This is a genomic window from Photobacterium sp. CCB-ST2H9, from assembly GCF_023151555.2.
In the GTDB taxonomy this organism is placed as follows: domain Bacteria; phylum Pseudomonadota; class Gammaproteobacteria; order Enterobacterales; family Vibrionaceae; genus Photobacterium.
In genome coordinates, this window is record NZ_CP100425.1 from 1,909,750 (window position 1) to 1,931,040 (window position 21,291).

At 51.5% G+C, this 21,291-nt stretch carries 16 protein-coding genes; 13 read left to right on the forward strand and 3 right to left on the reverse strand.

Annotated elements, in window-relative coordinates:
- Positions 1-81: 81 nt before the first annotated feature.
- From L4174_RS08875 to L4174_RS08885, 3 genes are all read right to left on the reverse strand, one after another.
- Positions 82-294, reverse strand: coding sequence for a hypothetical protein (locus L4174_RS08875; RefSeq protein WP_248140413.1), 213 nt, complete (start codon positions 292-294; stop codon positions 82-84).
- A gap of 296 nt (positions 295-590) precedes the next feature.
- Positions 591-2,651 (reverse strand): hypothetical protein, encoded by a 2,061-nt coding sequence (locus tag L4174_RS08880; RefSeq protein ID WP_248140414.1) that lies wholly within the window; start codon positions 2,649-2,651, stop codon positions 591-593.
- Positions 2,652-3,261: 610 nt separating this feature from the next.
- Positions 3,262-3,495 (reverse strand): hypothetical protein, encoded by a 234-nt coding sequence (locus L4174_RS08885; protein ID WP_248140416.1) that lies wholly within the window; start codon positions 3,493-3,495, stop codon positions 3,262-3,264.
- 670 nt (positions 3,496-4,165) lie between these two features.
- On the opposite strand from L4174_RS08885, the gene L4174_RS08890 reads away from it, so the two are divergent.
- The 13 genes from L4174_RS08890 to L4174_RS08950 all read left to right on the forward strand — a co-directional run bounded on the left by L4174_RS08890 (position 4,166) and on the right by L4174_RS08950 (position 21,210).
- Positions 4,166-4,576, forward strand: coding sequence for a hypothetical protein (locus tag L4174_RS08890; RefSeq protein ID WP_248140417.1), 411 nt, complete (start codon positions 4,166-4,168; stop codon positions 4,574-4,576).
- A gap of 310 nt (positions 4,577-4,886) precedes the next feature.
- Positions 4,887-5,219 carry an STAS domain-containing protein gene (locus L4174_RS08895; RefSeq protein WP_248140418.1) on the forward strand — a complete coding sequence of 111 codons (333 nt, stop codon included), beginning with the start codon at positions 4,887-4,889 and terminating at the stop codon, positions 5,217-5,219.
- Between the two features lie 16 nt (positions 5,220-5,235).
- Positions 5,236-6,057 carry an OmpA family protein gene (locus L4174_RS08900; protein ID WP_248140419.1) on the forward strand — a complete coding sequence of 274 codons (822 nt, stop codon included), beginning with the start codon at positions 5,236-5,238 and terminating at the stop codon, positions 6,055-6,057.
- Positions 6,057-8,159: an SLBB domain-containing protein gene (locus L4174_RS08905; RefSeq protein WP_248140420.1), complete on the forward strand. Its 2,103-nt coding sequence runs from the start codon at positions 6,057-6,059 to the stop codon at positions 8,157-8,159. Before L4174_RS08900 ends, L4174_RS08905 begins: the two co-directional genes overlap by 1 nt.
- Complete coding sequence (locus tag L4174_RS08910; protein WP_248140421.1) at positions 8,156-8,866, forward strand: protein SypD; 711 nt, start codon at positions 8,156-8,158, stop codon at positions 8,864-8,866. Before L4174_RS08905 ends, L4174_RS08910 begins: the two co-directional genes overlap by 4 nt.
- 71 nt (positions 8,867-8,937) lie before the next feature.
- Complete coding sequence (locus L4174_RS08915) at positions 8,938-10,521, forward strand: SpoIIE family protein phosphatase (RefSeq protein WP_248140422.1); 1,584 nt, start codon at positions 8,938-8,940, stop codon at positions 10,519-10,521.
- A 48-nt stretch (positions 10,522-10,569) separates the two neighbouring features.
- A complete protein-coding gene (locus L4174_RS08920; RefSeq protein ID WP_248140423.1) occupies positions 10,570-11,382 on the forward strand; it encodes a phosphate/phosphite/phosphonate ABC transporter substrate-binding protein in 813 nt (270 codons plus the stop codon).
- 8 nt (positions 11,383-11,390) lie between these two features.
- Complete coding sequence (locus tag L4174_RS08925; protein WP_248140424.1) at positions 11,391-14,468, forward strand: PAS domain S-box protein; 3,078 nt, start codon at positions 11,391-11,393, stop codon at positions 14,466-14,468.
- Positions 14,469-14,663: 195 nt separating this feature from the next.
- Positions 14,664-15,743, forward strand: coding sequence for a glycosyltransferase family 4 protein (locus tag L4174_RS08930; RefSeq protein WP_248140425.1), 1,080 nt, complete (start codon positions 14,664-14,666; stop codon positions 15,741-15,743).
- A 105-nt stretch (positions 15,744-15,848) separates the two neighbouring features.
- Positions 15,849-17,120: a glycosyltransferase gene (locus L4174_RS08935; protein ID WP_248140426.1), complete on the forward strand. Its 1,272-nt coding sequence runs from the start codon at positions 15,849-15,851 to the stop codon at positions 17,118-17,120.
- On the forward strand, positions 17,107-18,285 hold the full coding sequence (locus tag L4174_RS08940; RefSeq protein ID WP_248140427.1) for a glycosyltransferase family 4 protein: 1,179 nt from the start codon (positions 17,107-17,109) through the stop codon (positions 18,283-18,285). Before L4174_RS08935 ends, L4174_RS08940 begins: the two co-directional genes overlap by 14 nt.
- Entirely contained in the window at positions 18,278-19,702 is a 1,425-nt protein-coding gene (locus L4174_RS08945; protein ID WP_248140428.1) for a lipopolysaccharide biosynthesis protein, read from the forward strand. The genes L4174_RS08940 and L4174_RS08945 overlap by 8 nt, the downstream gene beginning before the upstream one ends.
- Positions 19,699-21,210, forward strand: coding sequence for an O-antigen ligase (locus L4174_RS08950; RefSeq protein WP_248140429.1), 1,512 nt, complete (start codon positions 19,699-19,701; stop codon positions 21,208-21,210). The genes L4174_RS08945 and L4174_RS08950 overlap by 4 nt, the downstream gene beginning before the upstream one ends.
- The last annotated feature ends 81 nt before the right edge of the window (positions 21,211-21,291 follow it).

Consider the following 21,291-nt stretch of genomic DNA (forward strand, 5'->3'; position numbering starts at 1 on the left):
ACGGCGGGGTATGGCCCCGCCAGTTCCTGGTACATGGCATCGAGTCGTTTTGTTCAAGTTCGGTGACGTTGGCCTGTACCATCATTCTGCCTCCATCTTGAGTAAGGCGATGTCGAGCTTGTCGCCGATAGATGCAGACAGATAAAAGAGTTGTTCAGCGGTGAGGGTTTCAACCGGGCCTGAGGTTGCGCCGGAGATTGCGGCTAACCCGCCAATCATTTCCCGGGCTTCGAGGACTAAGGTGTGCGGAACTTTGTTGATTGCCTGGAAAGCAGAAGCTGAATTTATAGACATAGCATGTCTCCGTTGAGAAGCAAATTTACATTGCCACTCGGAGACGCCAATACTCACGATGGTGGCAACTCGAACAGGGTTGGCGTAACCGGTCTCAACGATACCGGCGCGACCGAAGTCGCCCCTGCCCGAGCTACCATAGAGTACTGCTTTTCTTAGGTGTGCGCGAGCGCCGCCCAACAAAAAAGACGCTGAGCGCGTCTTCCGGGCTCTCTTAGTTTGCTGGACGCCAATCCAGATAACAGATTTTGCTGTTATGCAATTAGACCATACAGACAAGTAATGTTCGTCAATACCTAATTGCCTTTTCTATCTACTTGTAGCCATCGAATATAGTGATAATCTTTAAACCAATCTTTACAACCAGTTGATATGTGTCTAGTACGATTTAGCTCTGATAAGAACCCTTCATTATTAGAACTAAAAGATAATATTTCAATAAATTGAGGAACACTAAAAAACCTACAATTAAAAAATGGGTTCATTTCTTTAGCGTATTCTTCTTGGAATATTTTAGTCTGATATTGATTCCTAAGCTCAAGTAACACCTTATTTACTTTTTTATTCTTAGATTCATCATCACTGTTCAATTCAGAGTTTATTAATGAGCCTAATATCTGATGAACAAAAAGACCATCTTGAATACCAAAAAAGCCAAATAAAGTTAATGCCACTCTTTCAATACGTCTATTGTTTAGAAGAATCTCGGTGCCATCATTAAAAACAATTTTTTCATTCCGGCGAAGTGTGTATTCATGGCAACCTGTTTGAGATAGTGCATGAAATAGTGACTGTGAGATATCGACCATTGATGTCAATGCATCTCCGGCTCTTGCATTTGATGTTAAAGTCTTCCGCTTTAACTCAATGAAAACAATTGACTCTGCTGTCTCTATTATATAGTCACATTCTCTTCCTTGGCTCTTAATATTTAATTCTCTAGCAATTTCCTTTGGAATACTATAATTCTTATTGGAATGAAAGGTAATTCCGTTTTTCATGAATTGGCTCTCAACGAAGTCTTCAGCCACCTTACCTAATACATTACCATCCACTCCACGCTTTGAGAAAACATCAAACAACGAATAATAAAAACCATAGTTACAGAAATTTGAGTTAATATATATATAGTACTTACCCCTATTAATGAAAGGTCTTTCATAATAGTTTCTTTTTTCTATATCACTTGGGTTCAAGTATCCTCTATTAATATGTAAATAATTATGAGAAAGGATATCAAGTGCATTTTTTAAATCATCGAAACCATATTTCAATAAATCAACATATATGTCATGAACTGTAAATTTATATGGCTTTTCACCTGGTCTTGAAAAAATCCACTTCATTATGTCAACATATATATCAACATTAATATTTTCAGATTCCAATAACTTGGATTTAAACATTCCCTCAACCATTTTCAATGCATGATTATTTGAAATTTGATCTATAGAAAAATGTTGATCATACAATATATTCTTTTGAATAGCAGGAAGAATAGTATCATAGCGATGATTAATATCGGAAAATTTATTGAAAGGTTGAATTCTCTGAATGCAAAAATAATGTTTAATTAAATCAGTTACTTCCTCAAAAACCTTGGCGTTCTTATTGAAATTTCTCCTTGGTTTATCGATTTCATATAACTTATTTAAACATACATTAAATAAATACCCCCAGGGAATGTCAATCTTACTCAATTCAACTAAACCAGGCTCAGATCTTAAGAAATATCTTCTAGATTTTGAATCATACCTTTTTGATAACATCATCATAATAAAAAATAATGACTGCTCACCAAGCTTACTAAGTCTATAGTCAATGGCAGATAGTAAATCCACTTCACTTTTGTGATCTAAGAATGCACACCCATTATTTATAACTACATTATATCTTTTACTTCTAAGGTAGTTTATAGACCTAGATATAATTTTCTGCTCTTGGAAAATTTGTATATTGACAGGATCATAATTGGAGTCTATCGAATATAATGCTTCAAGATATCTTCTTGCTAAAAGCCAAGATTCAATAGAATTATTATATGAATCTAGCACGTTAATCTGGTAGCGAACATAAGAAAGGAATAAAAATGGACTTTTAAACTCTCCAGTTTTAGAAGAATAGTGTTTGAAACATATATGATCCTCAATATTGGTATATTGGCTGGAACTAACTTCTTTTCCACTAAGACATTGCCTTAGTTTTTCTTTTAAGAACTCTTTAACTTCACTTTCAGTTTTATGCGTTTTAAATTTGTATCCAAAAGATTTTGCAACATGAATAAAATCATCATATAAATTATTATCTAGGTGCCAGTCATAATCACCATTTTCCAAAAAATCTATAATCTGTTGCACGTTCACTCCAAATAATTAAAAACTAGCTTCGATATGAATCATATCGCACACAACTTAATTTGGAGTCAACAAATTTTATTCAAAACGAGGACATACGCTACTTATGCCGCATGTCCTGAAGTGGCAAGTTATGCTTACTGTAAATTCCCAACAGGCACTTCCACCCACCGCTTACACCGACACAGGGCAATGCCCTCGCCGATTTTGACGCAACGGGATCGAATCACGCCTTCGCTGTCGCAGATGCGGTAGCCGCATTCGCAGACAACTTCATTCACAATGGGTTTTACTGAGTGAAACTGAGGGAGTTGTTGTGCGGTATTCATAATTTGCTTCTAGCTTTTTGCCGTTTATCAGCGCTGGTTTGTACTGATGTCGCTCATTATATCCAAGTTACATAGGCAATTTTTCAGCAACATCAAAGGGGCCCGGTGTCGATGCCTTTGCGTTTCAGCAAGGCTTCCAGGGGATGACGATTGTTCTCTTTCAGGTGGCCCTGTTGCAGGGCTGCAACTTTATTATTTTGGCCCTGCACGGCTGGTTTTTAATTTCTCAAGTCAGAGTTTGTATCTGAGCAAAGTGGACTCTACGGACATGTCTGCCATGTGGATTAAATTATTGGACTTCGTTGTTTCATTGAGTCCTTTATTAACCGTTGTGTCCTTAATGCTCGAATAGCAGCGACGATCTCTTGAAAACCCTTACCGCTAGTCAATAAATTCTTGGCAAGCTTTTTCTCTTCCTCTGAGAGGGAAATGCCTAACTCCTTCTCCAAATCTTGCACAAGATCTTCAAAAGCAGTGTTTAGAAGCTGCTCCGAAAACATAGAATGGTTCTCACTCATTTTCTTACCTGATAATATTGTTATCTGTTAAGAAAAACATTCTATCTATTTGATATAGAAGTTGCACTTTCATTCTTCAGCTGATTGTCATTCATAGAGCTAACAAACGATTTCTCGCTATGTAGCAAAAGCGGGGCTGAATAAAACTCCCTGCAAGCCACTTTCCGTCACACATACTTTCACCCCCACAACATGAACCACACAATCACACAATCAAATATGATTCTGAGTGAAATGTGTACCAGACTTAGCGCAATAGCTTTCAGACAACCACAAATGGAATGGAATCCAGTGAGAACCTTTGAACATCGCCTTCATTTTATTCAGCAAGACCGAGCCCGGTCAAACTGGGCAGAAAGCTTAGGCATGTCTGAGCGCGAGTTTACAGCCCTGTTTACCGGCCCGTTTCCTGATACAGCGTTCCTTCAACTGCTTCGACGGGTTGAAAACGCAAATCTGAACTGGTTACTGTCGAATAATGGCGAGCCCTTTTTCGTCAACCATCACCTCTCGGGAGAAGCGTTTTCGGATACGATTCAGGCGAAATTAGAATACAAACCCTGGCAGGTGTATTTGTGTTCACTGGCCGAGCACACAATGCTGATCCTCACCCATCCTGCTCAGGTTGAATACAAGGGCAAGACGGTCGATTATCAGCAGCTTGAGATTCATGTCGGTCCGGGCAGCACTTCATCCGTCGGCAGAAAAAGGACAGGTCCTTGTCCCACATTTCAGTGCGACCGAGAAAAAATCCATTGCCAACGGCCAGCTGGGCACCTACGGCTTGATGCGAAATGGCGTCACTTTAAAAACCGAGTGTCATGTTGCCCTATCTGACTCCCTGCATTTTCCGGACAAGCACGAAGCAAAAGATCAAGCAGACACGATTTTGTTAAAGGTACTCATGGCACTGCTTGAACAGTGCCTTGCTGAATCCGGTGAAGAGCTCAGCGCTGAAAACAAAGCCAAAATTATTTCGACACTTTACAGCTTTGCAGGTCAGATGAAAATGACGGCGACAGACCTGACACCCGCACTGATCCGCACCGCGATTCAGATCATGTACGAACAGAACCAATGAACCGTTTTCTGTCATCGTTCGGGCCATTCAGGCTGTAATCAGCAAGCCCTCTTTTCCACTGCGGATATTAAGTTGCTGATCTGGATTCGAAATGCAACTTGATTCGCAAAATGCAAACCTCGTCTTTCCCATTATGTCCTGCCTTCTCGTTTGATTGCGGGACACAGCAGCCATCAGGCATTTGTATCCCTGCCCTGACAAACCATCATTTTTTGGCATGCTTCCTGCCTGAGCATTCACGAGCACATTTCATGTCTTGTTTTCAATGTATTGCATTCACTGTAATGCTCAGAACGTGTCGGGAGTGGTTATGAAGCTGGAATATATTCAGGGGAAAGACAGTCAGATTACTTTGGTCATTCAGGGCGAGATGGATGCAGATGGCTGCCGGGACATCCAGCCTTATCTGGACCAGATCATTGCGCAGGAAAAAGGGCCGGAGGTCCTCATCGATTTAAATCAGGTCCCCTTTATTGATTCATCCGGCATTGGCGCCATTGTTTATCTCTACAAGCGTCTTCGCGAACAGCATTGCACACTGTCGCTGAGCCAGGTTCACGGCCAGCCGCTGGAACTGCTGAAGCTGCTCAGAATCGATCAGGCGATTTCCATCAATCCGTTTGTCCCGGTGACAGAAAAATAAGCTCAGGGAAGTGCCCATGCGTACGGACAGCACATGCAGCATCGCTTTGCTGCTCATCTTCCCCCTGTTTCTGCTGAACGGCTGCTCGGTCTGGCCGGAAAAAGGAAACGGGGGCATGGCAGAACATTATCCGGTCACTCTGGCGCCAGTAATGCCCGATAAGCCGCTGGAGCCCGAGCATGGTCTGCGGTTTGAACTGGACATGGTCAGCCAGCATCTGGACATTCTGGTGCTGGAAGGCGCTGAGCAGTGCTTTCCGGCAACCGTCGTACAGGCAAAACAAAATCAGCAGCGCATTACCAGAGAGCTTGAAGGCGGGCTGAGTTACGATGCGGCCAACGATTTAATCGTTCAGCGCAATCTGCTGAAAAGACTGGAAAACCAGCTTGATGATGTGAAAAACAAAGGGGCATGTCATCCTCAGACGGCGAATATGCAGGCACCGGCGGCGCTCGCCAGCAAGCTGTACCAGTTGCTCAACAGCGACAATCAGTTTGCGTTCAACTCACCGGAAGTGAACCCCAAGTACATGGGACACCTTGCAGAGGCCGCCATTCTGCTGCGGGACATCCCCACTTACCGCCTGCACATTACCGGCCATGCCGACCGGGTCGGCACGCCTGAATTCAATCAGCGGCTCGCACTGAACCGGGCAAAGCAGGTTCAGAGATACCTCGAGATTTTCGGGCTTCCTTCAGCCCGGATCACTATCGCTTCCGTCGGCAGTGAAGACCCTTTATTTGACGGCCACGGCCCGGAGGTTCGTCTGACGAACCGCCGAGTCAGCATCGAGCTCGTCGAGATCACCCGCCCCATGCAAGGTAAGGAGTCACCATAATGTCAGGCTTACGTCTATTCCTCTCGGTGGTTCTGGTCATTGTGATGTCTGCAACCGCATCCGCGTATTCCATTCAGCATGGTGACCAGCTGACCATCAGCCTGCCGGGGGAGCAGTCTCTGAACCGGACCTTTCAGATTGACCGTCAGGGCCAGATTCAGTTACCGGAAATCGGCCCTGTGAAAGTCGCCGGACAGACCGAAGCTTCCGTGACCGCTTTCATTCGCGACAAACTGGAGAGTGTGATTCGCGATCTGGATAATCTCAGCGTTTATGTCAGCAAACGACAGTTACTGATCAGCATCCAGGGCTATGTCAACACACCCGGCGAATACACCTTACCTGCCAGCGCGTCGGTACAGGCCGCGATTGTTGCAGCCGGTGGAATGCGGCCGGGGGCGCAGCTGAATGTCATGCAGATCAAGCGCGCCGGCCAGACCCGCACATTTAACTACAAAGCCTTTCTCGACTCCGGCGATCAGTCTTTACTGCCTGTTCTGCAATCTCTGGATGTCATTTTCGTTCCGGCCTCGCCCATGATCGGGAATATCGAGCAGGATTTTGACCCCCAGAATCTGGCAGATGCCGGGGATGCCGCCAGCGACAGAGGTGCCGTTAAAGTGTTTGGTGAGGTCAATCACCCCGGCAGCTTTTCTCACAAAGACACGGCGAATCTGGTCGACCTGCTGATGCGGGCCGGTGGCGTCACCCGTTACGCCGGTGTCGAGCAAATCCGGGTCATTTCAAACAATGAGCCCGTCATCTTCAATCTGAAGCAGTATCTGGATACCGGTCAGGACACGCTGTTACCGCCAATCGAGCCGGGTGCGACCGTCTTTGTTCCCCGCCAGGAAGAAGAAGTGAAGCGCGGTGCGAACACCATTTATATCATGGGTGAAGTCGCCAAGCCCGGCGCTTACGAGACCAAACAGGGCACATCCTTTATGGATATTCTCGCCAATGCCGGTGGCCCGACCCGCTTTGCTGAATCCCGCCAGATCCGCATTATCACGGCACAAGGAGACATAAAGTCCTTCGACTTGTCAGGTTTCACAGAAGGCACAACCCGCAGAGCGCTCCCGCAGGTTTCCCCGGGGGACGCGATTTTCATTCCCGAAAAAACCGACATGAACGAAAAGTCATGGCTGAAAGTGTCGCCGCAGCGCGCGGTCAGAATCATGGGGGAAGTCGTGCGCCCCGGACGGATTGAATGGTCCAGTGAAATGAATCTGCTTGATTTGCTGGCCCATGTCGGCGGCCCGACGTCACGGGCAGATACAGCCAGAATTGAAGTGATGACCCCGAATGCTGCCGGTGTGAACCGGACCTATGTGTTCAATCTGGACCAATACCTGAAAAACGGTTCCCGCAGCAGTGATTTACCGCCGGTCCGTGCGGGGACAACCGTCCGGGTGCATGATCTACCGCAGGATCCGACCGACAACAAATCGCAATGGGTCCGACAGAGTTCTGAATTGTCTATCTATGTGTTCGGGCAGGTCGGTGCACCCGGTCGGTATCGGTTTACAAACCGCATGCACTTTCTCGATATTCTGTCGGCAGCTGATGGCCCGACCTCCAAAGCGGATATCCACAATATCCGGATTACCCACCGCAACGGCGATTACGCCAGAGTGACCAAACTGAATCTCGCGTTATATTTCGAAACCGGCGATGAAAATCTGTTGCCTAAAGTCACCACGGGGGATGCCATCTACATTCCGGAAAAAGACCGCAACTGGCTGGAAGAAAGCAAAGAATCCACCATCCGGGTGCTGGGTGCGGTCAATAAACCGGGACGGTACCGCTTTGATGACAACATGACTCTACTCGATTTACTCGCACAGGCTGGCGGACCGAGTAACAACGCCTATGTCGAAAAAATTACCGTGGTCAATCTGTCCTGTTGCCGGGATCAGGCCAGAACGTTTGACCTCACCGAGTTTGGCCGGACTGGTAATTTCAGCCTGCTGCCTGTGATTCGTGCCGGGGATACCGTCTATATTCCGGATCGCAGTGAGAGCACGATGGAAGCCTTTCGGCGCGGCATGAACGATTTGTTCCAGCTGGCCGCCACAGCCGCACTGGTGGGCTTACTATGACTATTTTTTCTCCCGACTCGCCCCAGATTGAGCAGATCTATCGTCACATTGTTCAGGAGGAACTGAAAAGTGTGGCAATTACCTCTGTCAATGCTGAGGAAGGTGTCACCTCTCTGGCTCTGGCACTCGCCCAGCGGCATTTGCTTTCAGGCCGCAATACACTGCTGGTCGATCTCAATCTGAACCATCCCACCCTGCTGCCGGTTCAGCTTCACCCCGAAACCACTGCAGAACCTGAATTTGGCACTCCCTGCACGGTTTGTATTGATGCTGCACCTGTAATTCTCAACGGCATCATTGCCCCTTCAGGCAGAGCCGACAGAATGATGCTGCGACGCCCCCACGCCATCTCAACGTGGATCAAAGAATGGCAGGCGACTTATGACCTCATCATCTTTGATACATCCCCGATCTCACAGACAAACCACGACTGTATTCCACCGGAAAGCATTGCAGCCGCCTGCGATGGCTGCCTGATGGTCGTGATGGCAGGCAAAACAACCGAAAGTCTGGCAGAGTCCTGCGCCCAGTCTTTGCGCTTCGCCGGTGCCCGACTGACCGGCACGATTATCAACGATCAATGTAATCCGGCACTCCGTTCTGAAATACAGCGTGAACTCGGCCGACTGCCGCAATGCTGCCGCCGGTTGGTCACAGCATTACGTAAAAAAGTGTCTGAAAACAAACTACTCTCCATAGAGCTGTAACATGGATGACAAGTCAGCCGCCGGACAGGTGCGAACATGCAATGGACCTGGATATGGACACGGATAAGAACATGGATATGAACATAAAAACTGTTTTACTGGACATCGAACAACCCGCCACGCTCGCCAGTGTCACGAAAATCCGGCGACTGCTTCAGCAGGCACTGAGCCTGAGTAAAGCCGACAGTCAGACCGCCAATCAAATCGCTCTGTGTTTTGCCGAAGCTGCAACCAATATTGTCCAGCACAGTTCCCCGTCGGCCCGGATACTGAAAGTCAGATTCAGCATGTCCTCTCAGAACTGGCTGCTGACGCTTGAGGACGATGGCGGGAGCTGGGATCCGACTCTGTTAAACCCGGCCGCGCCGGACGCCCTGACCCTGGATACGCTGATGCTGGATGCTCTGGCGCTGGATGCCGAATCCGGCCGCGGAATCGCGCTGCTGAGATCGCTCAGTGATGAACTCACCTATCAGGCCGCTGGCACGAATACCGGTGCGTTCAATTGCCTGACGGCCACCTGGCCGCATTGCCAGCAAGATGACAAGCCAACCATTTTTATTGTCGATGACGAGCCGTCACAACGGCGCCTTTATCAAACCTATCTCTCAGACGACTTTCATGTTCTGACCGCCGACAACGGCCAGCAGGCACTTGCGACGATCGATCATCAGCACATTGATTTAGTGCTGTCAGATATTCAGATGCCCGGTATGAACGGTCTGGAGTTCCGTGAACAGCTGAACTCACTGTCTCCCGGCGCTGCCGTTCCCTTCATTTTTCTGACAACAGCCAATGCCAGTGAAATCTTTCAGCAGGCTGCCACTATGGGCATTGATGACTACCTGACCAAACCCGTCAGCAAGCAACTGCTGTTGCAAACGGTGCACCGCGTACTTGAACGTTCCAGACAGGTTTACCGGCATCTGACCGGTCAGGTGAACCGGCAGATTGCCAGTGCCTTATCGCCGCAGCTTCCTGCGGGTTGTCCGGGCTGGCGGCTTGCTGTCAGGCAGCGAAATACAGGGATCGGCGGCGGTGATTTTGTGATGGCTCAGCCGTGCGAGAACGGCTTTTTTATCGCGGTTACAGACATCATGGGCCACAACGATACCGCCAAATTTTTCTCTTATGCCTACGCCGGTTATCTGCGGGGAATGTTGCTGAATCTCGCAGAGGTTGACTGCCCGCCGGATGAAGTGCTGCGGCGTCTGTCTATGGGCGCACGCACCGATCATTTCTTGTCTCAGGTGACCCTGACCTGCAGCGCACTTTGTCTGCATCCGGACGGACAGGTCGTTCTGGCCTCTGCCGGGCATCCACCGCCTCTGCTCATCACAAAGCAGCGCATTGAGGCAGTCGACATCAGCGGTATTTTGCCCGGGCTGCTGGAAGACCCGCATTACCCCGCCGTCACTCAGCTGCTGGAACCCGGACAACGTCTGGCGGTGATCAGCGACGGGCTGTTTGAATCTGCAATGACGCCGGATGGCCGGCAGGAACTGGAACGAAAAATGCTTGATGCACTCAGGAAGACACTTTCCCAACCGCTCGAGGAAGCCATTGAGCAGGTCATGCAAGTCTTTGATGACTGCACTGAGGGAAAGCCGAACGATGATGCCCTGCTGCTTCTGATTGAACGGGATTGCCAATGAGTCAATTTCTTCAGATGCAAGAGCGCAAGCAAGCTCTAAGGAGTCAAGATGAGAATTCTGATTGCCCTGTTCCTTGCCATTCTGGCTGCCATGCCGGCGCATGCCAGAGAGATTATTTTTGGGATCGTGCCTCAGCAAGCCGCCAGTAAACTCGCCCGTGTCTGGACACCTATCCTCACGCAGGTGTCCGAACTGAGCGGCCATACCATTCACTTTGCCACCGCACCTGATATCCCCACCTTCGAAAAACGTTTAAAAAACGGGGAATACGATATTGCCTACATGAACCCGTATCATTATGTCGTGTTCCATCAGGAGCCGGGTTACCGGGCCATCGCCAAGGCAGCCAATAAGCAAATCAAAGGCATTATTGTGGTCCGGAAAGACAGCGGGATCACCGCCCTGTCTCAGCTGGATCAGCAGACACTGGCATTTCCCTCTCCGGCCGCATTTGCTGCCAGCATTTTAACCCGCACCGATCTGTCCGCCGCCCATGTCCGGTTCACGCCAAAGTACGTGTCGTCCCACGACTCCGTCTATCTGGCGGTGGCTCAGGGCATCTTTCCTGCCGGTGGCGGTGTGATGCGCACGTTCAACAGCATTGACCCGGCGCTGCGAAACCAGCTGACCCCCATCTGGACAACCCGGGGATATACCTCACATGCCATCGCTGTTCATCCGGGAATCGACAGTCAAACCGCCACCAGTATTCAGCAGGCCCTGATCACCCTCGCAGCAAAGGAAGACGGCAGGAAAGCCCTGGCTGAATTAGCGATTTCGGGGTTTGAGGCTGCCGAAGACAGCACCTGGGATGATATTCGCGCCCTGCAAATCGATCTATTACAAAATTTAATGCACTGAAGGAGGCCATGATGAGTATTCGTCTGAAAACCATTCTGGGCATTGCCTTCATTGAAGTGCTTGTACTGGTGCTCTTAGTCAGCAACGCACTGACCTATCTCAGTCAGTCAAACCAGTCCCAACTGGAACAACGCGCACAGGCAGCCACAACGCTGTTTGCCCGGGCCACCAAAGATGCGGTGCTGTCTTACGACCTGGCAACATTAAACAGTCTGGTTGACGAGATCATGGCGATTTCAGACATCAAATACGTCCGGATCTGTAATCAGGTTCAAGTGCTGGCTGAAGGAGGTAACGTGCCTGCGACCTCACCGCACACAGGCAAAGACCAGGGGATCAGCGACGTCGATGACGGCATTTATGACATCCACTATCCGATCGTTGAAGCCGGAACCGTCTACGGCAGCATTGAAATTGGTTTTTCAACCTCCAAGCTGGAAACCCTGCTCACCGACGCCGGGAAGATGTTTACGTCCATTGCGGGACTGGAGGTCATTCTGGTCGCCGTCTGTTCCTTTGTTCTGGGGACGGCCCTCACCCGGCAGTTAAGCCGGCTCAAAATGGCGGTTGATGAAATCACGCACAACGGTCCGGGAATGACACTGCCCAGCCACACCAACAATGAGCTGGGGGCAGTCGTCCGCTCATTTAACACCATGTCACTGACGCTGGCGAAAAATCAGCAGGAAATCCAGGATTTGCTGGCGGACAAAAGCCGGACCCTGCATGAGCTGCATCGTCACGAAAAGATCCAGCAAGCCATTCTGACCGCATCTCTGGATGCCATCATTACGATCAATCAGTCCGGCTACATCGTTGATTACAATACCAATGCCGAACACATCTTCGGCTGGCAGAAGCATGAAATTCTGCATCAGGACATGGCGAAATACCTGATCCCGCAACACCTGCGTTCGCAGCACCGTCAAGGCATGGCGCATTTCATCAGAACCGGTGAAGGGCCGGTGCTCGGACAACGCATCGAGACCCTTGCCCTGCATAAAAACGGGTATACATTTCCGGTTGAACTGGCCGTCTCTCCGGTTGAAGTTGACGGGGACTACCTGTTTGTATCGTACATCCGGGATATTACAGCCCGGAAAGTCGCCGAAAAAGAACAGCTGCTGGCGGCTCAGGCCTTTGACGCTCAGGAAGCCATCTTTTTTGCGGATGAGTCTGGTCAAATTCTTCGCTACAACCCGACATTTCAGCAGCTGACCGGTTATGATCCGGCATCCTGTTCACCATTGCCCAGCCTCAGCAGCCTCGTGTCCGTGCATCAGGCAATGTGGCAAACCATTCATCAGGGCGGGAAATGGTCTGGCGAGCTGGTATTACAACCCATCCGCGGTGAAGCACTCCCTATTTATTTCAGTGCCTCCCCGGTGTTCCCCGACGAACACGCCGTACTCTACGTTTGCCACTTCATTGATATTTCAGAACAAAAGGCACACGAGGCCACACTGCAACGCGCTCGCCGGGAAGCAGAAAAAGCCAATGAGGCCAAAAGCCGTTTTCTGGCTTCCATGAGCCATGAAATACGCACCCCCATGAATGGTGTGCTGGGTATCCTGGATATCCTGCAGGGGGAAACCCTCTCCGCGCATCAGAAAAGCCTGGTTCAAACGGCACATGAATCCGGTAAACACCTGGTTGCGATCATCAATGACATTCTGGATTTCTCCAAAATGGAGGCCAACAATCTGGTGCTGAACCATGAGCCTTTTCATATTCAGCAGGTTTTTCACCAGGTCATTGAACTGATGACGCCGCTGGCAGAGAAGCATCATCTGACCCTGTCATTAACCTTGCCCCCGGAAGCCAACAACTTCGCTCAGGGGGATGCAGGCCGTATCCGTCAGATTCTGCTGAATCTGATCCATAACGCCATCAAATTCACACCGCAGGGCGGGATTCGCGTCGAAGTGTCGCTCACGAAAACCGCTCTCAACACGAAAGCAGGCTGGCAGTTGAACTGCCATGTGATCGACAGCGGGATTGGTATTGCTCCAGAGGCACAGGAAAGCCTGTTTGACGAATTTACCATGTCTGATCAGGGTTATACACGGGCCACGGAAGGCACCGGGCTGGGGCTGGCAATTTGCAAACGCCTGATACAGCTGATGGGAGGTGAATTGGGTCTTTCCAGTACCCTTCAGACCGGGAGTGATTTCTACTTTTCCATTCCGTTGGCAATTGCATCGCAAGATGCGACGCATCCACTGAGCCAGAAACAACTGCCGATTCTCCGGGCCGGGATGAAGATTCTGGTCACCGAGGACAACGCGGCAAACCGTCTGGTGATTGGCCATATGCTGAAAACCGCGGGTATCGAAACCGATATGGTCACCAGCGGCGAGCAGGCGATTCTTGCTGTTCAGCAACGCCACTACGACCTGATTTTTATGGACATCTCGATGCCCGGTATGGACGGCATGGAAGCAACACAGCGGATCCGAGCCCTGTCGCCGGAGAACCAGTCACTGCCGATCATTGCTTTGACCGCTCATACCCTGACAGGGGACAGAGAACGTTTCCTGTCCGCCGGGATGACCGACTACCTGAGCAAGCCCATTCACAAAGCACAATTACTGGACTGCCTGAGCAAGTGGGTCAAACCTGTTTCCGACAGCAACGAAAAGCGGTGCACTGTACCGTGTCAGTCCATTGATGAAGCAGAAACCTTCTGTGCGAATAAAGACGAAATTCCTTTATCGCTGTATCCGCTGGTTGATCCGACAACCATCCATCAATTGATCGAGGACACCTCCTTCGAAGATACCGACATGCTGGTCGAACTGTATCTTGAAGACAGCCAAAACCGAATCGCCACTATCCGCAAAGCCATTGAGGACAACAACCCGGATCAGCTGCAGTTTGAAACCCACGCGCTCGCCAGCAGCGCCGGCAGTTACGGCAATATCCGGCTGTCGATGCTGGCCAGACGCATTGAACATTTGTGTATTCAAAATTGCAAAGCGCATGCGATTGAACTGGGTGAGCAACTGCTGACGGTCGCGGAAAAGTCATTCCTGCAACTGAAAGCCTTGGATATCCATAATATTGTCCTGAAAACAGGCAGTTGATCTGCCGGATGAAGACGCACTTTGAGTTGCAGAATGCAACTCAGGTGAGTACAAGGCCTGACATTGCACGAAAGCATGCGTGTCCGGTCTGCCCATATGCCGCCTCCCTATAGGCAGCCTGCCTATATGTAGCCTGATAGGGTGGCATCAAATTTGCCGGGTTTCCGTATTCTCTTTTTGTCTGCGGGAACTCACATGAGCAAGAACACCTTCACTGCGAGACCAGCGAGCCGCCCGATCTGGCTGATTGCTGACAGCCGGACCCTGGGCGGGATTGAAACTCATATTCAGGAGCTGGCGACCGCATTAAAGACCAGCCGTTATGATGTGCAGGTCATCCTGTGGCAGGATTACGGCCAGACTCACCCGCTGATCGCCAGACTGTCGGCCCAGGCTGCGCCCCGGACCCAGCCCGTCCCCGTGTTTGTGCTGGACGGTAAACTTCGTTCCCTGCTCCGCCTTGCCAGACAGATGCGTCCTTTACTGGTGCATACCCACGGGTATAAAGCCGGGATCCTGTGCCGTCTGCTCAAACCCTTTTTGTCCTGCCCGGTTGTGTCGACCTATCATGCCGGAGAAACCTGCCGCGGCAGGCTGGCGCTCTATGATATGGCCGACAGAGCTACGGCCTGTCTCGCCAACGCTACTTTTGCCGTCAGTCACAGCATTGCCAGCCGCCTTTCCCGGCCATCGGTCGTACTGGATAACTTCACCAATCATCTGAGCCAGACGGCTTCTCAAGGACATCAAATTGCTTTCGTTGGCCGTCTCAGTCATGAAAAAGGCCCGGATCGCTTTGCCGAACTAGCCCGCCAATGTCCGGCACTTCAGTTTGACTGCTACGGCGACGGCCCGCTCAGAACAGCATTAGAACAAGACAGCCCGGCGAATCTGCACTTTCACGGCATGCAGCAGGACATGACTGACATCTGGCCGAACATTGGCCTGCTCATCATGCCTTCCCGGCACGAAGGGCTGCCAATGGCCGCGCTGGAAGCACTCTCATTCGGCATCCCTGTCATTGCAACAGAGGTGGGCGCTATGAGCCGCGCGATCATCCATGACCACAACGGCTGGCTGATATCCCCGGATGAGCCCGAACACCTGTATCACTGGCTGAAACACTGGTTTGCCCTCCCCGCCGAACAACGCATGAACATGCGTCAGCAAGCGATTCGTTCCGTCCGGAAGAATTTTTCAGCCGAAGCGGTTCTGCCCGCACTGCTGGCACAATATTCGCTTGTTGTGAATCTGACACCGGCAAAGCTGGCCTGAGGGCGCAACCCGAATGTGCTGCGCGGCGTCTGAATTGCTCAGCCTATTCGCACGAAGACACACCGAAACACACGAACACCGATCGACATCGGTTCGGAGGCACTGATGAACAGAGAATCAACCACTGCCAAAACCATTTTATTTGTTCACTATGGCGACGATGGTATCCGGGGAAGTGAACGGTGTTTGCTGAATCTGTTCGCACATCTGGACAGAAAAGCCTTTACGCCGGTGCTGTGGTGTAACAGCCAGGAGCTGGCCATGGCGGCCAGAGCCATGGGCGTCGCCTGCCATGCCACCCCCTTTTCGCTGTTGCTTGGCTGGGAAAAACCCAAACTCCGGCTGTTCGGTTGGTGGCAGCTGGTTCGCGCCGGTCAGCGCCTGATTCATGCTTACCGGGCCGATGTGGTTCACTGCAACAGCGGTGCCCCGTGCCAGTGGATGCACTGGGCCGCGAGATGGTGCCGGACGCCGATGCTTGTTCACCTGCATGCCCACTATTCACTTCGGGATCGCCTGACACTGGGGCTCTATCAGGCCCCTTTGCTGGTCGGCGTCAGCGACTATGTGCTTTCTCCTTTTATGCAGGAAGGATTTGCCCCGGAGAAGTGCCAAATCATTCCCAACGGCATTGATATCGAGGCTTTGGACGCAGTGGAAGCATTCTCTTTCCGAAACACCATGGGCATTCCCGATGATGCCATTGTCCTGGGCTATGCCGGGGCCATGCTGATGGAAAAAGGCATTGATCACTTACTGAATGTTACCCACAGACTGATTGCAAAAGGGTATCCGGTTCATTTAGTGCTACTCGGAAACGGGCGGGATCAACCAACATTTGAAGCAATGGCGGAGAAACTGAATATCCGTGATCGCGTTCATTTTGCAGGTCAGCAGGCCGATGCCATTGCCTGGATGAAAGGCGGCATGGATATCTATATCTCCAGTGCACACTCCGAATCTTTTGGTCTGGCACTGGCGGAAGCAAGTCTGGCCGGACTGCCCGTGGTCGTCAATCAGATTGGCGGTGTCGGCAGCGTGATTAAAGATCAGGTCACCGGGCTTCTCGCCGCCACAAACAATGAAGTCGATTTGCTCGCCAAAATCGAAACCCTGCTGACCGAGCCGGACTTACGGCAACGGTTAGGCGCCTCCGGACGAGACTTCATCCGTAACAACCTGACCATTGAGAAATACTGTCAGTCGTTTGAAACACTCTATCACGCCATCGCCAGCGACGCGGACAGCATCCCGCGCCTGCATAAAGACTGGCACCTGCACGCAATGTACCGGGGCATCCTGAGCTTTCGGCCAAACAGACTGACCCGGTTTCAGGCGCAGCGCTGGTTAGAGGAACCCTGCCATGGCGAAAAGTAACACCCTCTTCATCATCGATCCCATCGCCTTTGGCGGGGGCAGCAAAAATGCGACCGTTTCTCTGTTAAAACAGCTGCCCGCCGGACAATTTCATATCCGGGTCCTGACCAATGACCCGGAGAGCTGGCCCCTGCCAGACTGTGAACATCTCCCGCTGTGGCGCCCCCAGTGGCTCCCTGAAGGTAATCACGGACTCGGCTATCTGATTCGTCACCTGCTGACTGCAGCAACGGGATTGAAAGCCTGCCTGAAACATGGCCGGCCAGCACTCTTACTCGGGGCGTCCGGCCCCGGAGTCGATTTTTCTCTTTTCCTGCTGAAAAAACTGACCGGCTGGCCGTTGCTGCAACTTGTTCATGGGCCCGTCGGACATTCCCGTATGCTCGGACGAAGCCTGGCCACGGCCGACAAAGTCTGCTTTCTCGACAGTTGTCAGGACAGTATGACTGCGGCGCTTCGCAAGGCAGGCTACAGATTTACTCCCGTCAAAGCCAGATTTCAGTCTTTCATCAACGGGCTTTGCCCCGACCAGTGGCCTGGTGCATGCCAGTATGAACAGCCCCGTTTGCTATGGGCAGCTTCTTTGCTGAAATGGAAAGGGCTGGACCGGCTACTGCTGGCCCTTGAGTCGCTGCCGGTTGAGCACCGTCCGGATTCAGAGATCTGCTATCTCAGACCCAGACAAACCCAGCTGCCCGTTTCTGAAGCCGGGCAGCCGATTGCCCGGATTTACTGGCATGAAAATCCGGTCAACTTCGATGCCATCCGGGCCCGCTGTAACCTGTTTATCTCAACCAGTGTCAGGGAACCCTTTGGTCTTTCCGTTCTGGAAGCCATGGCTGCGGGACATTGTGTGGTGATCCCGGCCGACGGCGCTTACTGGGATTCAGTGTTAATGGACGGCGTCCACTGCATCAAGTACCCGCCTGGTGACCACGATGCCCTGGCCAGCACCATTTTATGGCTGAGCCGGGATATGAAATCAGTTCAGCGCATTGGAACCAGAGCACGCCAGCTGGCCGAAAATTACCGGGCGGAAACATGCTATCAGCCTGTGGTCGATGTCATCACCGAACTCTGCTCTCCGCCTGCAGCCGACGTATCCGTCAGGCTGCCGTTTATCCAGCGCGTGAAAGCCCGCATCGGAGGTGCCAGACATGGTTAAACTCCCGGTTCCCAAAGCCATGCAATACATGGTGTTGTATGGCATCAGCATTGTGCTGATGAAAGGCGTTTCCCTGTTTATGCTGCCATTTATCACCCATCAGTTGCCGCCGGATGAATTCGGTCGGCTGGAAGTGCTGACCAGTATTGCGATGTTCGCCAGCATTATTCTGGGAATGGGGTTAAGCGAAGCGCTGTACCGCTTCGCCGGTGCCGCGCAAAATGAACAGGCGCAGAAATTCCATGCCAGTCAAGTCATGGGGATCACCCTCTGCATTGCAATCCTGACCTTGCCTTTCGTCTGGACAGCCGCTGCGCTGATTGGTGATCTCAGCCCGGCCTTATTTTCCCGTTACGAGTTAAGTCTGATGTTCACCGTGCTGGCCTTCGAAAGCTGCATCGCTGTCCCGCTGGCATGGCTGAGAATGCGAGATAAAGTCTGGACGTTCTTCTTGCTGACCACAGGCAGAGCCATCAGTCACGCGGGCTTGATTCTTCTGATGCTCCATGCCGGTAAGGGGGTGACCGGCATTCTTGAAGCCGGGTTTATGGTCGCCATGACGCAGGCCGTGCTCCTGCTCATCATCCAGTACCGGGACACCGGCATCCGCATCCAGCGGGTCAAAGGACGCGAGATTCTCAGCTATTCCTGGCCGATCATGGGCAGCGGCTTACTGGCATTTACTCTGAACGGATTCGACCGGTGGGTGCTGGCCCATTTCGCCAGCCTGCAGGATGTGGCTCAGTATGCCGTCGCCAGCAAATTTGCGCTCGCCGTGGTGCTGATGATGCAGCCCTTTGGGATGTGGTGGATGCCCAAGCGTTTCGGGATACTGTTTGGCGAAAATGGCCGGTATCAGGCCGCCCGGATGACTACCCACGGCCTTGCTCTGCTCGGACTGATAACCGTCAGCGTCAATCTTGTCGCCCCTGTATTCATTCACTGGCTCATGCCGGCCAGCTATGCACAGGCCAGCCTCTATGCGTTTGTCCTCATCCTCATCGCCGCACTGCGTGAAATCTGCGAGTTACTGAATCTCGGCGCTTTGGCGACCAAAAGCACCCGCTCGCTGATGATGATTCAGGGGCTGAGTGCCGTCGTCGGTGTCTGCCTGATGATTCTGCTCACACCAGCCTGGTCTGTCTGGGGAATTCTGGCTGCGCTGCTTGCCGCCCAGTTCATACGTGTCCTGCTGATCTGGCGTTTAAGTCAGGCCCGGCATCCCCTCCCTTTTCGCCGGAAAGCCCTGGCGGCAGGCGCTGCCCTGACCGCCATCGTCATGAGCCTGAGTGTGATTTCCTGGAACGCGATAACCCAGATTCTGGTTGCCGGTGTCGCCACCCTCATGCTGGCCTGGTGTTTTCACCACCTGCAGCTTCTACCGGATTTCATCCGGCACAGGGTTCTGTCACGATGACCGATGCGCGTCTCAGGTCATCCAGAAATCAGTGCCTGCTCGGGCTGGCACTTTGTGTCGTCTTCGGCGCAATCTGGCGGCTGATTCCGCATCCCCTGCTGCTGCCGGTATTTGGCCTGATACCATTTGCGATTTTATTTGTGCTGACCCGCCCCTTCCTCATGGTACTGCTGTTTGTGGTTTTTTCTTTTTTCCGCATCCATGAAGTCTTCCCGCAGCTTTATTCGCTGAAAATCCCGCTGCTGCTGTCGCTGGCTTCTCTGGGAGCACTGTGCTGGCATATTGGGATCTCACAGCGGTATCGCGCTTACTGGCACCGGGATCTGACCGTGCTGACCACCTTCGCCATTCTGGTTCTGATTGGTGTCATCATGGCTGAAAACCGCGGTATTGCGCTGACTTACTTCAAAGCCACTTACTGGAAAATCCTGATCATGGTCTTTGCGATCGCCTGGTTGTCCCGGGCCGCAAAGGATTTTGCCCTGTCCTCCAACGTGATTGCGTTTTCAGGCATGGTGGTCGGCCTTGTCGCTCTACACAACAAAGCCAACGGGATCGGGCTGGTAGAAGGCACCCGTGTCACCATCGGGCGTGCAATCGGTTCGATGCTGGGCGATCCCAATGATCTGGCACTGGTCCTGATGTTCCCGACCTCATTCGCGGTCGCACTGCTGCTGACCAAATCCATGCCGCTGTACAGCCGTCTCATCGGATTGTTATCGACTCCTATTCTGTTCAGCGCAGTGCTTGCCACCCAAAGCCGTGGCGGTCTGCTGGGGATCCTGACCGTCTTCGGATTATTCGGCTACCGCCGGATGAAGTCCAAAACCCTGTTCTTCTCACTTGGCGCACTGGCAGCTGCGTTGCTCTTTCTGGCCGCCGGTATTTCAGACCGGGCTTCAGGCGGTGCCGCAGAAGAAGGCATCGATGCCTCTGCCATGGGCCGTTTGTATGCCTGGGAAGCAGCCACAAAAATGGCGGTTGCGCATCCATTTACCGGCGTCGGGCTGGATAATTTCTATGCCAATTACTTTTTCTACAGTCCGCACTGGGACGGCCTGAACCATGCGGTTCACAGCACCTGGTTCGGTGTACTGGCTGAAACCGGATTCCTGGGTCTCACGGTTTTTGTCACCATGATTATTTGCCTGATCCGCACCGCTTTTGTCACTCTCGGCCGGATTGAAACGAATCTCACCCACTACGATCCTGCCGTCTATACAACGGCGCAGGCTGTCCTTGCCGGGTTGCTGGGCACTGTTGTGTCCGGCACCTTTCTGACCCAGGGGTTTACCTGGCCAATCTATATTCTGGCGGCACTGGTGATTGCGGTCGGAAACTATGTGAAAACCCAGGCGTCGCAATCCAGCCCGGAACCACGACGACAGCCTCAACCACATCCTCAACAGGAGACTGCATCCGGCGATTCGTCCGTTGCATTTTGCGAAGCGAAATGTCCTCACGCTGAGAACATTCATGACTCTTCTCAGAAGACACTGCCTGACTGACAAACTGGCACTACCTATGCATAAGCCAGATACAAACCTGATTGAAAACATTGATTGTTTCAGCAAGTGTTCCAGCACAGG

Excerpts from the sequence above, each read along its gene's own strand:
- L4174_RS08875 (WP_248140413.1), bottom strand. The coding sequence starts at position 294 with ATGTCTATAAATTCAGCTTCTGCTTTCCAGGCAATCAACAAAGTTCCG.
- L4174_RS08885 (WP_248140416.1), bottom strand. The coding sequence starts at position 3,495 with ATGAGTGAGAACCATTCTATGTTTTCGGAGCAGCTTCTAAACACTGCT.
- L4174_RS08890 (WP_248140417.1), top strand. The coding sequence starts at position 4,166 with ATGTCGGTCCGGGCAGCACTTCATCCGTCGGCAGAAAAAGGACAGGTC.
- L4174_RS08895 (WP_248140418.1), top strand. The coding sequence starts at position 4,887 with ATGAAGCTGGAATATATTCAGGGGAAAGACAGTCAGATTACTTTGGTC.
- L4174_RS08900 (WP_248140419.1), top strand. The coding sequence starts at position 5,236 with ATGCGTACGGACAGCACATGCAGCATCGCTTTGCTGCTCATCTTCCCC.
- L4174_RS08905 (WP_248140420.1), top strand. The coding sequence starts at position 6,057 with ATGTCAGGCTTACGTCTATTCCTCTCGGTGGTTCTGGTCATTGTGATG.
- L4174_RS08910 (WP_248140421.1), top strand. The coding sequence starts at position 8,156 with ATGACTATTTTTTCTCCCGACTCGCCCCAGATTGAGCAGATCTATCGT.
- L4174_RS08915 (WP_248140422.1), top strand. The coding sequence starts at position 8,938 with ATGGATATGAACATAAAAACTGTTTTACTGGACATCGAACAACCCGCC.
- L4174_RS08920 (WP_248140423.1), top strand. The coding sequence starts at position 10,570 with ATGAGAATTCTGATTGCCCTGTTCCTTGCCATTCTGGCTGCCATGCCG.
- L4174_RS08925 (WP_248140424.1), top strand. The coding sequence starts at position 11,391 with ATGATGAGTATTCGTCTGAAAACCATTCTGGGCATTGCCTTCATTGAA.
- L4174_RS08930 (WP_248140425.1), top strand. The coding sequence starts at position 14,664 with ATGAGCAAGAACACCTTCACTGCGAGACCAGCGAGCCGCCCGATCTGG.
- L4174_RS08935 (WP_248140426.1), top strand. The coding sequence starts at position 15,849 with ATGAACAGAGAATCAACCACTGCCAAAACCATTTTATTTGTTCACTAT.
- L4174_RS08940 (WP_248140427.1), top strand. The coding sequence starts at position 17,107 with ATGGCGAAAAGTAACACCCTCTTCATCATCGATCCCATCGCCTTTGGC.
- L4174_RS08945 (WP_248140428.1), top strand. The coding sequence starts at position 18,278 with ATGGTTAAACTCCCGGTTCCCAAAGCCATGCAATACATGGTGTTGTAT.
- L4174_RS08950 (WP_248140429.1), top strand. The coding sequence starts at position 19,699 with ATGACCGATGCGCGTCTCAGGTCATCCAGAAATCAGTGCCTGCTCGGG.